Below are 13,706 nucleotides of genomic sequence, written 5' to 3' on the forward strand. Positions count from 1 at the left end.
GAAGTGGCAGACCGAAAGGGCGTCCGAGACACAAATGAAACAGCTACCCAGGGAAGACCCATGGGTAGCTGTAACAAAGATGTGCAGCGGTTCAGAAGCCGGGTTGACCGGTGTTCGCCTGGTTGGCGTTGGCGGCGGCGACCTCGACGGCGGCCTGGTCGATCTGGTCCGGGGCCAGGGGGCCGCCGGCGGAGCGGCCGCGGCGGCGGGTGCGCTGTTCGATCTTGTTCGCGGCCAGGCTGACCAGGTAGTTGACGATCACGAACAGGGCGCCGACGAAGATCAGGGCGGGCAGCAGGTTCGATTTGAAGTTGCCGATCTGCTCCGCCTTCCGGAGCAGTTCCTCGTAGGTGATGATGTAGCCGAGGGCGGTGTCCTTCAGGATCACCACCAGTTGGCCGACGATCGCCGGCATCATCGCCGTGATTGCCTGCGGCAACAACACCAGCCGCATCGTCTTGCCGGTGGTCAAGCCGATGGCCAGCGCGGCCTCGTTCTGCCCCTTCGGCAGCGAGTGCACACCGGACCGGACCAGCTCGGCGATGACGGAGCCGTTGTAGAGGGTCAGCCCGGTGACGACGCCGGCCAGCGCGATCTGATCCGCTGGGAACGTCTCGTAGTGCCCGTAGAGCGCATAGGCGAACAGCATCATCAGCAGGACCGGAACCGCCCGGAAGAACTCGACGACAATGCTGCTGGGCCAGCGGATCCACTTCGCCGCGGACAGTCGGCCGACGCCGAGCAGGACACCGAGGACGAGCGCGAGCACGGTCGAGATCGCGGCGGCCTTGAGCGTGCCGAGCAGGCCGGGGATCAGGTACTGGGTCCAGATCTCCCCGGTGAGGAACGGCTTCCACTTCGCCGCGGTGAGTTGGCCCTTGTCGTCGAGCTTGGCCAGCACGAACCACAGGATCAGCAGCAGGATGACGACGCTGGCCACGCCGACCGCGGCGTACAGGCGCTTGGACCGCGGTCCCGGGGTGTCGAACAGAACGCCGGCGCTCATCGCTTCACCGCCAGCCGCTTGGACAGCGAGGTGAACAGGATCCCGACCGGCAGGGTGAGGATCACGAAGCCGACCGCGAAGATGCCGAAGACCACGAACAGCACGTCAGGCCGGTTCTCCATCATGTCCTTCATCGTCGCCGACGACTCGGATACACCGATCACGGAGGCGACGGTCGAGTTCTTGGTGAGTGCGATCAGTACGTTGCCCAGCGGCGCGATGGCGCCCCGGAAGGCCTGTGGCAGCACGATGTGGCGCAGCGTCTTCAGGAACGGCAGGCCGATCGCGCGAGCGGCCTCTGCCTGGCCCAGTGGCACCGTGTTCACGCCGCTGCGGATCGCCTCGGCCACGAACGACGCGTGGTAGACGGACAGGCCCAGCACCGCGAGCCGGAAGTTGTTGTCGTCGATGGAGGTCGGCGAGTTCGGGTCGACCAGCGAGATGCCCAGCTGGACGAAGAGCCCGAGGTTGCAGAACACGATCACCAGCGTCAGCGGAGTGTTCCGGACGATGTTGACGTAGCCGGTGCCGATCAGTTGCAGCACCCGGACCGGCGAGACCCGCATCACCGCGACGACGGTGCCGATCAGCAGCGCGAACACCGCCGACAGCAGCGTCAGGTAGATGGTCTGCTTGAAGGCGCCGAAGATCGGATAGTCGGAGAACAACTCGGAGATGACGTGCATGCTGCTCCAGCGGGGGAACGAGGTGGAGACCTACTCGTGGGGAGGGATCAGCACGATCCCTCCCCACGAGACACAGGTCAGGCGCAGGTGTCGAACGTCTTCGGCGGGTTCGTCGCCGGGTCCAGCTTCAGCCCGGACGGGCCGATGTTGGCGTCGAAGGCCTTCTGCCACTCGCCGGAGTCGACCATCTTCTTCAGGGCGGCGTTCACCTTCTCGCAGGTGTCCTTGTCGCCCTTCTTCAGGCCGACGCCGTAGCGCTCGGTGGAGAAGGTCTTGCCGACGACCTTGAACTTGCCCTGGTTGGCCGGCTGCGCGGCGAACCCGGCCAGGATGGTGTTGTCGGTGGTGACGGCGTCGATCGAACCGCCGGCCAGCGCCTCGACACACTTGGAGTAGGTGTCGTACTTCTGCAGCTGAACGGTCTTGGCGTACTTGTCGGCGACCTTCTGGGCCGACGTCGAGCCGCTCACCGAGCAGAGCTTCTTGCCGTTCAGCGCGTCCGGACCGGTGATGTCGCTGTTGTCGGCCTTGACCAGCAGGTCCTGACCGGCGACCAGGTACGGGCCGGCGAAGGAGACCTTCTCCTTGCGGGCGTCGGTGATCGAGTAGGTCGCCAGGATCATCTTGACCTGGCCGTTCTGGAGCAGGCTCTCGCGCTGCGCCGACGGGGACTCCTTGAACTCGATCTTGTCCTCGGCGTAGCCGAGTTCCTTCGCCACGTACTTGGCGACGTCGACGTCCATACCGGTGTTCTTCGAGCCTTCCTTCAGGCCGAGACCGGGCTGGTCGAACTTGACGCCGATGACGATCTTGTCGCCCCCGCCACCGCCCGAGCCCGAGTCGTCGCCACAGGCCGTCAGACCGGTTGCGGCCAGGACCGTGATGCCGAGGGCAGCGATGATCCGCTGTCGCATGTTGGTTTCCTCCAGGTATTCGGTACTGCTCAGGAATTGCAGGGGATGGACGGGGCGGTCAGTGGGTGAGGATCTTGGAGAGGAAGTCCTGCGCCCGCCGGGTCTGCGGGTCGGTGAAGAACTTCTCCGGCTCGGCCTCTTCGACGATCTGGCCGTCGGCCATGAAGACGACCCGGTTGGCGGCCTTCCGCGCGAAGCCCATCTCGTGGGTGACCACGACCATCGTCATGCTCTGCTTGGCGAGTTCGACCATCACGTCGAGCACCTCGTTGATCATCTCCGGGTCCAGCGCGGAGGTGGGCTCGTCGAACAGCATCACCTTCGGGTCCATCGCCAGCGCCCGGGCGATCGCCACCCGCTGCTGCTGACCACCGGACAACTGCGCCGGGAACTTGTCGGCCTGGGCGGCGACACCGACCCGGTCCAGCAGGGCGCGCGCGGTCTTGTCCGCCTCGGCCTTCGACTGGCCGCGGACCTTGGTCGGTCCGAGGGTCACGTTCTGCAGGATCGTCTTGTGCGCGAACAGGTTGAAGCTCTGGAACACCATGCCGACATCGGCACGGAGCTTCGCCAGTGCTCTGCCCTCGCTGGGCAGGGGCTGGCCGTCCAGGGTGATGGTGCCGGAGTCGATCGGTTCGAGCCGGTTGATCGCGCGGCAGAGGGTGGACTTGCCGGAGCCGGACGGGCCGATCACGACCACGACCTCGCCCTTGTTGATGGACAGGTTGATGTCCTTCAACACGTGCAGGTCGCCGAAATGTTTGTTGACGCCCGTCAGGGCGACGAGACCAGTTGTCGTCACGGTGCCGGAATCGCTCATGGCGAGAACTTATCGGAGCCGGGGGTGAGCCGCACGGCTCCGGGGTCCCACGGAGGTAACGATCTGCGACCAGCGTGTCGTTGAGTCACCGATCGGTCACGCACCGAACGATCCTGCAGGATTTCCCTTGTTCCACCCCGCGCCGGTCCGATCCCTACCGTCGGCCGCATCCCCGGACGTATGGTCCGAGCGGCCGTGTGCTACGGGAGCAACCGCGAGAACCAACGGTGCCCCGCCGGAAACTGCGGAGTGAGTCATGCGAATCTCGCTGACGGGACGTCATCGGAAGATCCTGGCAGGTGTCCTCGGCGTAGGACTCGTTGCCACCGGCATTGGCGGCTACGCCGGCCGGTACGAACTCAAGGAGCAATGGCTCAAACATCAATGGGCCGACAAGCACTACAACGCGGCCGTGATGGAGAAGGCGCTGATGATCGCCGGCGGCAACCCGTCGGAGATGCAGAGCGAGTCCAAGGAAGCGTTCACCATCGCCGACGAGTTCGAGCAGGCGCGGACGGCACCGGGCATCGTTGCCCCGGGCGCGTACTCCGCGGCCTTCGCCCAGCTCACCGCGATGCAGCACACGGCCGGGACCTGGAGTGACGTCACCAAGGTTCCCTACAACGCGGACGACCCGCGCTACCGCGACTGGTACTCGAACTCCAGTGGTGGCGCCGGCCACGTGACCGGCCGGATCACCGGCCTCGCCGCCGACAACTCGAATCACGTGTACGCCGCCGGCGCGAACGGCGGCGTCTGGCGCTCCAGCGCGGGCGGCGGCAACTGGACCCCGCTGAGCGACTCCCTGCCCTCACTGAGCGGCGGTGACCTGCAACTGGCCGGCGACGGATCGCTCTGGTACGCGACCGGCGAGGCCAACACCGGCGGTACGTCGTACGTCGGGTCGGGCGTCTATCGCCTCGCGAACCCGACCTCGGGCGCCTTCGCTCCGTCGGACCGGGTCGGTGGCAAGGAGCTCGAGTCCACCACCGTCGGCCGGCTGCGCTGGGGTGGCGGCCAGGTGTTCGCGGCGACCAACCGCGGAATCTGGTACCACGACGCGTCGACCAAGGCCGGCGCCTGGAAGGTCGGGTTCTACCCGAACCCGGACTTCATGCCCGAGATCAAGGACGACGCCGGCAACGTGCTGGTGCCGGCCGGAAGCCAGACGGGTGGCGCCACGAACGCGGCGTACAAGAACATCGTCAACGACATCGCGATCGACCCGAAGAACCCCAAGCACGTGATCGCCGCGATCGGCTGGCGTTCGGGCGACACCTACAACGGCTTCTACGAGACGAACGACTTCACCGCCGGTCCGTCGAGCTGGAAGCGGCTGAGCGTCGTGCTCGGCGGTATCAAGAACAGCACCGACGTCGGCTACACGACCTTCGCCTTCTCCAAGACCGGCGACCGGTTGTACGCGCTGGTGCAGCAGCCGAGCAAGATCAACAGCAGCACCAGTCTGGCCGGGATCTTCGTGTCGAAGACCGGCAGCCCGGCCGGTCCGTGGAACAAGATCGCGGATCCGCAGATCCTGCACAACAGCGGCTCCGCACTGAGCCGCAAGGGCTACGCCGTCGGCGTACAGGCCTGGTACAACCAGTTCCTCGCCGTCGACCCGGCCAACGCCGACCACGTCTGGGCCGGTCTGGAAGAGGTCTTCGAGACCACCGACGCCGGCTCGCACTGGGCGACCATCGGCCCGTACTGGAACTTCGGCTTCGGCTGCTGGGACATCTCGGACGCGAAGAACACGTGCCCGATGGCACCACACTCCGACCAGCACTCCGTTGCCGTCGGTACGGCGGGAGGTAAGCCGGTCGTGTTCGTCGGCAACGACGGTGGTCTCTACCGGCGCCCGGTGAACGGCCAGATCAACGCGAACAAGAACGGCACCGACTGGTCGTCGCTCACCGACGACGGGACGATGGACGCGCTGCAGTACTACTCGGTGTCCGTCGGCAAGGACACCAAGAACGGCGGCGTCGTAGTCTCCGGCGGTCTGCAGGACAACGGGGTGTCGAACCTGTTCTCGGTCAAGCCCGACGGCACGACCAGCGACTCCGAGATGGGCTCGAACTTCGGTGGCGACGGCGGTGACGGCGCGGCCGACCCGCAGAACGGGTGCAACCAGCTCCAGGAGTACACCTCGCTGGCGGTCAAGATCACCAACAACTGCGCGCTGAACCCTGGTGCGTTGAGTGTCGACCAGGCGAGCTCGTGGAGTCTCGACCCGGGCGACCCGGCGCCGCGGTTCATCGCGCCGGTCGCGATCGACTCGGCGAACTCCAACGGCTTCATCGCGGGTGGCCAGTACGTCTACACCTCCACCAAGGGCTGGGGGATGCGGAGTGCCTCCGAGTGGACCAAGGCGTTCGACCTCGGCGCGGGTCACTCGGCGACCGCGGTCGCGATGCGTGGCGGCGTCGGCTGGGTGAGCTGGTGCGGTCCGTGCAACAACGCCGGATTCGCCCGCGGGCTGGCGACCAATGCGGGTGGCAGTTGGCACCAGGTCACGCTGCCGGGCACCTTCCCGAACAGGTACCTCGCCGGGATCGGGATCGATCCGGCGTCGGGTCAGCACGCGTACGTCGCGGTGAACGGCTTCTCCCGCCGCTTCACCGAGGGACCGGGTGCGGGGGTCGGCCACGTCTTCGAGACCAAGGACGGCGGCGCCACCTGGACGGACATCTCGGCGAACATGCCCGACATCCCGACCAGCGCGGTCAAGCAACTGGCGAACGGTGCCTTGGTGGTCGGGTCCGACCTGGCCACGTTCTACCGGGCGCCGGGTGCGACGAACTGGCAGGTCCTGGGCAACGGTGCGCCGACGACGACCGTGATGGACATCGAGGCCGGGCCTGACGGCCGGGTGTACGCCGCAACTCACGGCCGCGGGATCTGGAGCATCACCCCGCCGGCCTGAGTCACCCAGCCAGGACGGCCCGCTCTCTCGAGGCGGGCCGTCCTGCTGTCCATCGGTCAAGCGGGGCGGTTGGTTCCGCAGCAGCCGCCGGCGGCGATCGCGGCGGCCGACGGGGGCTGCTTCACCGCGGCCTCGACGTCGGCGAGCATCTTCTGCTGGGCAGCGGGGGAGATGACGCGGCCGCGGGTGATGACCGAGTGGATCCGCCGGGTGTTGCGGATGTCCTGCAGTGGATCGGCGTCGAGTACGACGAGGTCGGCCAGCTTCCGCGGCTCGACCGTACCGGTGTTCATCCCGAGGAATCGCGCGGGCTCGATCGTCGCCGCGGCCAGCGCCTGCCTCGTCGATGCACCGGCGGCAACGAGCAACTCGAGTTCGTCGTGCAACGCGAAGCCGGGTACGGAGTACGGCGTACCGGTGTCTGTGCCGGCCAGGACCGGTACGTCGTGCTCGAACAACTCGCGGACGAAGCGTTGCCGGTACTCCCACATCTGTCGCTGGTGGGCGATCTCCTCGGCACCGCGGTTCGCCTTGTAGAGGGTGTCCATCACGTACTCGAAGGTCCCGATCGAGTCCTCACTGAGGTACTTCAGCGTCGCCGGATCCGGGCCGCTGAAGTCGGGCAGGTCGAGCGCGTGGTGCATCGTCAACGTGGGCGTCACCCGGGTCCGGTTGCGTCGGAGCGTGCCGAACACGTCGGCCGCTCGCGCCGGGCTGTAGGTGTTCGCGGCGATCCACTCGATCGGGTGCATCTGGCGGAACCAGCCGTTGTAGTCCCCGGTCCGTACGGCGATCGCCTGCTGCATCCGGCGTACTTCGGCCTCGCGGGTCGACACCGACAAGGCCAGCGAGTGGATGTGCTCGATACTGCGCTGCCCGGCGGCGCTGACCTGCTTGATCGACACTTGGTCCGGCGCATGCCCGTGCACAGTCAGGCCAACCCGGCGTGCCTCGTCGAGGATCGCCCGGTACGCCGTGGGGCTGAGCCGCGAGTACACCTTGACGAAGTCCGCGCCCTCGCCCTTCACCTGCCGTACTGCGGCCCGCGCGCCGGCCTCGTCGTTCACGACCAGCACGTGCAGCAGGTTCGGATCCCACAAGGTCGGGTCCCCGTCGATGATCTGGCTCGCCACGACCATCCGCGGTCCCAGCAGGCTGCCCGCCTCGATCCGGTCACGCCAGTCGTACAGGACGGGGTCGGGGGCCGCCATCTCGCGGACCGTGGTGAGGCCGTTCGCCAGGTAGAGCGGCGGCGAGACGTGCTCGTCACCCAGCGAATGAACGTGCATATCGGCAAGCCCGGGGATGACGAACTTGCCGGAGAGCCTGAGTTCGGTGGCACCACGCGGTACCGGTAGGCGACCGACTCCAATGATCCGGTCGCCGCTGATCAACACGGTCTGATGCTTGTCCCGGCGACCGCCCGCGACGTCGATGACGGTGACGTCGGTCAAGGCGGTGATGCGGGTGCCACGCCGGCTACGCGAGATGGCGGCGGCGGGGGAGCCGACGGCGAAGGAACCACCGGCAAGCACTGCGGCCCCGGCGGCGGTACGGGCGAGAAACTGACGACGAGAACTGTTCATGGGTTCCAGTGTTGTCGGGACGAGCGTGCGCGGCAGGGGTCGCAGAACCCCGATCGGGGTGGTGCTAGACCCACCTGTTTCTCACCCACGCCGCCGCCTACGGGCGCTCCTGCGTCGCGTCCTCCGGCGGCTGGCTCCCACCCGCCCGGGACGCGGGCTCCTACGCCGCCTGCTGAAACGGTTGCCTGGCTGAGGCCGCCGAACGAGTACCCGCAGGCTGAAGGCAAGAGAACCCGTGAGAGGCGACGACGTGAAATGAGGCGACCTCGGCCTGCAACTCAACCAGCTCCGGCGTTGGCCCTCACGTCACGCCCCTGGAGCGGCCTGCCACCCGCTTTCGGACACGTATTCGACCACCCGAGCCAGGCACCCATCCAGCGGGCGACGGAGGAGCCCGCGTCCCGGGGCGGGTGGGAGCCAGCAGCCGAAGGACGCGACGCAGGAGCGCCCGCAGGCGGCGGCGTGGGCAAGACGCGCGCGCCTCTGCCGGCGTGCGTGGCTTGGGGCGCGACCCCGGTGTCCACCTATCCTCGGCCGGGTGAAGTTTCAACTGGTCCCTCGCGGGCGGGCCATCTTTCTGGGGATCCTGGCTTTGGTCGGCCTGGGGGCGGTGGGTTGGGCGATCGCCGTGCCGCGACCGGTCCTGTACGTCGTGGGCCTGCTGCTCTGCGCGCCGCTGGTCATCCTGGCGGTCGCCGAGCTCGTCCGGCGTCGGACTTCGCGAAGGCTGGTTCTCTGGTCTGCTGGGTTGCTGGTCGCGGTGGTTGTGCTGGTGGTTGCGATCGCCATTCCGCGGGCGGCGCTGGACGGTCAGAGCCGATCCGGCGTCAAGTGGTCCGCATCGCTTGACGATCGGCTGTCGCACACGGGTGGAATTTCGGTCTGGGCGATCGGGGACCGTATCTATCTGCTGGGCGCCGAGCAGCCGCTGCGGTCCTACGAGAAGTCGACGGGCCGGTTCGTCGCGAGCTATCCAGCGGCCCGGTACAAAACGACGGCGGTGGCTGCCGACGGCTCGGTAGTTGGCTGGTCGGCCTCCGCCGATAACCAGGGCACCGTGACCTACTACTCCCGGGACGGTCAGGAGCTCTGGGCAAAGTCTTTCAAGGGTCGCGGGGCGATCGGCTCGCTCGACTACTTCACGCCCGTTGTGGCGGCGTCCGACGGGCTGGTCGTTCTCGCGGACTGCCAGTTCAGGGAGTTGAGCGAGGCCAAGCCCTGTACCTGGACCGGTGTCGACAAGACCGGCAAGACCGTCTGGACACAGCAGGACCACCGGGCGGCCGAGAACACTGCGGGGCGGACCGTCATCTTCCGCCGTACGGTCCCGGCGCTGCCGTCGGTGGTCGTGGGCCTGCGCCAGTTGGACGCGGATCGCAACGAGTACGTGATCCGGTCGGCCGTCGACGGCCGTGAGCTGAACCGGTACGCCGTCCAGCCGCTGAGCGCGCTCGGCCTGCAGGGTGATCTGACCGTGATCGCGGAGAAGGTCAATGGCAACTGCCAGGTGCTGGGCTTCCGCGACGGCAAGCAGGCAGTCGCGACCACGGGAATGCCCTGTTTGCAGGGGATGCACACGACGTACCCCGGCAGCCTTCGGCTCACGCCCGACCGGGCCTATCTGCTGGAGGGTGGCAATGCGCGGACGGTGTCGCTGAAGGACGGCAGTTGGCGGTCGATCGGCGGCCTGACCATCTCCACCGGTGACGAGCCTGCGGTGGCCGGGTCGGACGAGATCGTCTACCGCAGCGGCGGCACACTGACGGCAGTCGACGCGGGCAGCGGTGACAAGCTGTGGAAGAAGGACGTGCCCGGGAAGATCGTCGACATGTACGTCGACAACGGCGGCCTGCTGGTGTTCAGCAGGCCGAACGTGCACAACCCGTTCCTGTCCCACGCGGACCAGGACGAGAACGCCCTCCAGGTGACGTCGTGGGTCTCGCGGACCGGCAAGCAGACCGCGTCGCTGCTCGTCCGGAACGGCGACGCGACCCGCGGCGCCTCGATCGGCCCGGGCCAGAGCTTCCTGGTCGCCTACGACGTCCCGGGCGTCCGACTGGTCGGTGCCGACTGAGACCGCCGTACGACGTAGGCTTGGTGGCTGTTATGCGTACATATGAGGTCCGCACCTACGGGTGTCAGATGAACGTCCACGACTCCGAGCGCCTGCGCGGGCTGCTGGAGGACGCGGGTTATGTCCGTGCGCCCGAGGGTGACCAGGCCGATGTGGTCGTGTTCAACACCTGCGCGGTCCGTGAGAACGCCGACAACAAGCTGTACGGCAACCTCGGTCATCTCGCGCCGGTGAAGGCGAAGAAGCCGGGGATGCAGATCGCCGTCGGCGGCTGCCTGGCGCAGAAGGACAAGGCGACCATCACCAAGAAGGCGCCATGGGTGGACGTCGTGTTCGGCACCCACAACATCGGCTCGCTGCCGGTGTTGCTGGAGCGGGCCCGGATCGCCGAGGAGTCCCAGGTCGAGATCCTGGAGTCGCTCGACGTGTTCCCGTCGACGCTGCCGACCCGCCGCGAGTCGCCGTACTCCGCCTGGGTCTCGGTCAGCGTCGGCTGCAACAACACCTGCACGTTCTGCATCGTCCCGGCCCTCCGCGGCCGCGAGAAGGACCGCCGGCCGGGCGACGTGCTCGCCGAGGTCGAGGCACTCGTTGCCGAGGGCGTGCTCGAGGTGACCCTACTCGGTCAGAACGTCAACTCGTACGGCGTGGAGTTCGGCGACCGCTACGCCTTCTCGAAGTTGCTCCGCGCCTGCGGCGGCATCGAGGGGCTCGAGCGGGTCCGGTTCACCTCGCCGCATCCGCGCGACTTCACCGCGGACGTGATCGAGGCGATGGCCGAGACGCCGAACGTGATGCCGTCGCTGCACATGCCGCTGCAGTCCGGCTCGGACCAGATCCTCAAGGCGATGCGCCGCTCGTACCGGCGCGACCGCTATCTCAAGATCATCGAGGACGTGCGCGCCGCGATGCCCGAGGCGGCGATCACGACCGACATCATCGTCGGCTTCCCCGGGGAGACCGAGGAGGACTTCCAGGGCACGCTCGACGTGGTCCGCCAGGCGCGGTTCGCCGGCGCGTTCACGTTCCAGTACTCCAAGCGGCCCGGCACTCCGGCGGAGTCGATGGAGGACCAGGTGCCGCGGGACGTAGTACAGGACCGCTACGAGCGGCTCGTCGCGTTGCAGGAAGAGATGGCCTGGGCCGAGAACAAGTCGATCGTCGGCCGGTCGCTCGAGGTGCTCGTTGCCGAGGGGGAGGGGCGGAAGGACGCCGCGACCCACCGGCTGTCCGGGCGGGCGCAGGACAACCGGCTCGTCCACTTCGCGCTGCCCGAGGGCGTCGAGAAGCCGCGCCCCGGTGACATGGCGACCGTCGAGGTCACGTACGCCGCTCCGCATCACCTGGTGGCCGACGTGTTCGGCTCCGTACGGCGTACTCGCGCGGGCGACGCCTGGGAGCGCCTGCAGGACGCGCCGGCCACTTCGCCCTCTGCTTCGCCCGGCGTGATGCTCGGGATGCCGCAGATCGGCGTGAAGCCCGCGCCACTCGAACCCGCAACCGGCGGCTGCCAAGTTGGCTGATGTGATCCCAGCCGACGCGGAGCCGTTCGCCTCGGGGCGGGATGCGGATGTCTACTCCATCGACGACTCCTGGGTACTACGGCGTTACCGCAACGGCCATTTGGTGCGCGACGAGGCCGACTTCATGCGCTGGGTCGCGAAGTACGACTACCCGGTCCCGGCCGTCCGCCAGGTCGACGGTGCCGACATGGTCATCCAACGGCTCACCGGCCCGACCCTCGCCGACGCAGCCCTGGCAGGCGACATCACCGCGATCGAACTGGGCCGCCTCCACGCCGACCTGCACCGCCGCCTCCACGCCATCCCACCCCCGAGCGGAACCCGCGGCCTGGTCGTCATGCACGGCGATCTTCACCCCTACAACGTGATCCAGACCCCCGACGGCCCGGTAGTCATCGACTGGCGCAACGCAGAAGAGGGCCCGCCCGAATTCGACATCGCCATGACAGCGATCATCTTCGCCCAGGTAGCCCTCGACCCCGCCTGGGCAACCCTCTCCCCACTCCTCCGCGAGTCCCTGGCCACCTACCTCGCACACTCGATCGACCCCACCCCCGGCCTCGACGCCGCCCTGGCTTCCCGCTCCCGCAACATCACCCTGACTCCAGAAGAACTGGCCCTCCTCCCAGCCCAGGCAGAACTCATCCGCTCCCTTCTTCCGCAGTAAACCCCTCACACCGCTCCTTGTGAGGGCCGGGTTCTGCTATTGCCTGCAGGCTCGCGTCTGACGGCATGACTACTCGAGACAGCTCTCAAGTAGCTGTCCCAAGGTGTCGGCCTCAACATCCCAGCGGACAAGATGCACAGCGCCCGACCGACCACGCCGGATGTGCTCCAGTTGCCGCTCGGACAGTCCTACTCCGGCAACGATCAGAATGATCGGCGCCTCAGTGGGAAGATTCTCGATCAACCTCGTGACTCGTTCGCGTTCATTTGCGGCCCGAGGCGTCAAGCGTGATCGAATCTCAAGAGCGACTTCCTTCTCGCCGGCCGAGACGATGGCGTCGACAATCGCGCCGCCGAAAAGGGCGTTCTCCCGCACGATCGCATCTGTCGGCGCAACCTCCGTGAGTACGTCCAGGACATGATCCTCGAATCGCTGGGCGACCGAGCCGCGCCGCTGGGCCAAGGATTGGAGGATCGGTGGACCGGATTGTTCTGCCGCCCGGCTGACCCGTTCCGGCACTCGGTCGCCATGAGCAGCGCGGTCGCCCGCTTGCAGAAGTTGCGAGATCGGCCCTCTTAGGTCGGCGGGCACAATTCCGCGATTGATGAGGACGTCCAGCATGGCCATGGCGGACCGCTCCCCGGGTGGAGGTGGTGGGGCCGCCAGCGATCTGATGACACGTTCGAGTTCGAGCCGCAGTTGCACCAGTCCTGTCGGGCCGATGGCGGTCTCGACGGTGATGTCCTCGTGGGGTTCCCGGTTTTCGGTTCGAGCAGGAGGCCCTTCGCCTGTCGCGGTAGATTCGGAGGGGATTACGCGGGCCGGCTGTTCAGCGAGACTCTGAAGTGCAGTTCCGAAGGGTTTGGTATCGTCCGGAATCTCGCCGATTTCAACCAAGCTGCCGAGCTTTATGGCGTAGCGGCCGAGTAGCGTGCGTTGGATCAAAGCGGCAGCTACAAAGGCGGTGCCGAGCAGGAGAATGATCTTGGTGAACAGTATTGCCACCGGGGTGGCTAGACGCCCTATTGCCGATGGTTCTGCGCCCGGTTTCGTCGTCTTTTGCGTTGTTGTAGACGACGAAGTCTTTCCAGCTTCGCCTACTTTGGACTCGCTGGTCTCCACCGTCGTGACCTCAGTGGCCTCGTGGGGCGGCACATCTTCCCGGATGAGGACAAATGCACCGCCGAGCAAGGTAAGCGTCAACACCGCGAAGGCGATCCAGTTGGCGATCTTTGGGCGCGCGACCGCATCTTGATGGCTCGGCACGGCTGACAAGGTAGCGCCCTGAGAGCGTCGCCGCTAGAGGATCCGCACCTTGGGCAGGTGACTTCTTGCTAGCAGCCTCGTGTCGCCACGTGAGTATTCTGCTCGAATCGACAATGGTGAGGCGGCACGTTCTCACCTATTCGAGCGGTCCTTTCGTTTGGGGACGGTGTATCGAGCTCAATGAGAAACGCAACGCGGCACATTCAGTCACAGGCGGGCTCGCCTCAGCCACCGC

The 13,706-nt window shown here is 67.0% G+C and carries 10 protein-coding genes; 4 read left to right on the plus strand and 6 right to left on the minus strand.

The features are described 5' to 3' along the window. Positions 1-91 precede the first annotated feature (91 nt). The 4 genes from EV138_RS36895 to EV138_RS36910 form a co-directional block, all read right to left on the minus strand. A complete protein-coding gene (locus EV138_RS36895; RefSeq protein WP_133985429.1) occupies positions 92-1,006 on the minus strand; it encodes an amino acid ABC transporter permease in 915 nt (304 codons plus the stop codon). Continuing rightward, on the minus strand, positions 1,003-1,692 hold the full coding sequence (locus tag EV138_RS36900; RefSeq protein WP_133985431.1) for an amino acid ABC transporter permease: 690 nt from the start codon (positions 1,690-1,692) through the stop codon (positions 1,003-1,005). Before EV138_RS36900 ends, EV138_RS36895 begins: the two co-directional genes overlap by 4 nt. Before the next feature lie 77 nt (positions 1,693-1,769). Then, positions 1,770-2,606: a glutamate ABC transporter substrate-binding protein gene (locus EV138_RS36905; RefSeq protein ID WP_133985433.1), complete on the minus strand. Its 837-nt coding sequence runs from the start codon at positions 2,604-2,606 to the stop codon at positions 1,770-1,772. A gap of 58 nt (positions 2,607-2,664) precedes the next feature. Then, positions 2,665-3,426, minus strand: coding sequence for an amino acid ABC transporter ATP-binding protein (locus EV138_RS36910; protein ID WP_133985435.1), 762 nt, complete (start codon positions 3,424-3,426; stop codon positions 2,665-2,667). A gap of 256 nt (positions 3,427-3,682) precedes the next feature. Between EV138_RS36910 and EV138_RS36915 the strand changes: the two genes are divergently transcribed. Further along, positions 3,683-6,355: a WD40/YVTN/BNR-like repeat-containing protein gene (locus tag EV138_RS36915; RefSeq protein WP_133985437.1), complete on the plus strand. Its 2,673-nt coding sequence runs from the start codon at positions 3,683-3,685 to the stop codon at positions 6,353-6,355. A gap of 56 nt (positions 6,356-6,411) precedes the next feature. Here EV138_RS36915 and EV138_RS36920 read toward each other — a convergent pair whose 3' ends face one another. Then, entirely contained in the window at positions 6,412-7,941 is a 1,530-nt protein-coding gene (locus tag EV138_RS36920; RefSeq protein WP_133985439.1) for an amidohydrolase family protein, read from the minus strand. A gap of 538 nt (positions 7,942-8,479) precedes the next feature. On the opposite strand from EV138_RS36920, the gene EV138_RS36925 reads away from it, so the two are divergent. The 3 genes from EV138_RS36925 to EV138_RS36935 are packed head-to-tail and all read left to right on the plus strand — an operon-like array spanning position 8,480 to position 12,205. Beyond that, a complete protein-coding gene (locus tag EV138_RS36925) occupies positions 8,480-10,015 on the plus strand; it encodes a PQQ-binding-like beta-propeller repeat protein (protein ID WP_133985441.1) in 1,536 nt (511 codons plus the stop codon). 32 nt (positions 10,016-10,047) lie between these two features. Continuing rightward, a complete protein-coding gene (gene miaB, locus EV138_RS36930; protein ID WP_133985443.1) occupies positions 10,048-11,538 on the plus strand; it encodes a tRNA (N6-isopentenyl adenosine(37)-C2)-methylthiotransferase MiaB in 1,491 nt (496 codons plus the stop codon). A 1-nt stretch (position 11,539) separates the two neighbouring features. Next, a complete protein-coding gene (locus EV138_RS36935) occupies positions 11,540-12,205 on the plus strand; it encodes a phosphotransferase (RefSeq protein ID WP_133985445.1) in 666 nt (221 codons plus the stop codon). 69 nt (positions 12,206-12,274) lie between these two features. Here the strand turns inward: EV138_RS36935 and EV138_RS36940 are convergent, their stop codons facing one another. After that, positions 12,275-13,471 (minus strand): hypothetical protein, encoded by a 1,197-nt coding sequence (locus tag EV138_RS36940; protein ID WP_133985447.1) that lies wholly within the window; start codon positions 13,469-13,471, stop codon positions 12,275-12,277. Positions 13,472-13,706 lie beyond the last annotated feature (235 nt).

This window comes from Kribbella voronezhensis (genome assembly GCF_004365175.1).
GTDB classification, from domain to species: domain Bacteria; phylum Actinomycetota; class Actinomycetes; order Propionibacteriales; family Kribbellaceae; genus Kribbella; species Kribbella voronezhensis.

What these genes read in the sequence shown, in the direction of transcription:
- EV138_RS36895 (WP_133985429.1), bottom strand. Translation starts at nt 1,006, where the DNA reads ATGAGCGCCGGCGTTCTGTTCGACACCCCGGGACCGCGGTCCAAGCGC.
- EV138_RS36900 (WP_133985431.1), bottom strand. Translation starts at nt 1,692, where the DNA reads ATGCACGTCATCTCCGAGTTGTTCTCCGACTATCCGATCTTCGGCGCC.
- EV138_RS36910 (WP_133985435.1), bottom strand. Translation starts at nt 3,426, where the DNA reads ATGAGCGATTCCGGCACCGTGACGACAACTGGTCTCGTCGCCCTGACG.
- miaB (WP_133985443.1), top strand. Translation starts at nt 10,048, where the DNA reads ATGCGTACATATGAGGTCCGCACCTACGGGTGTCAGATGAACGTCCAC.
- EV138_RS36920 (WP_133985439.1), bottom strand. Translation starts at nt 7,941, where the DNA reads ATGAACAGTTCTCGTCGTCAGTTTCTCGCCCGTACCGCCGCCGGGGCC.
- EV138_RS36915 (WP_133985437.1), top strand. Translation starts at nt 3,683, where the DNA reads ATGCGAATCTCGCTGACGGGACGTCATCGGAAGATCCTGGCAGGTGTC.
- EV138_RS36905 (WP_133985433.1), bottom strand. Translation starts at nt 2,606, where the DNA reads ATGCGACAGCGGATCATCGCTGCCCTCGGCATCACGGTCCTGGCCGCA.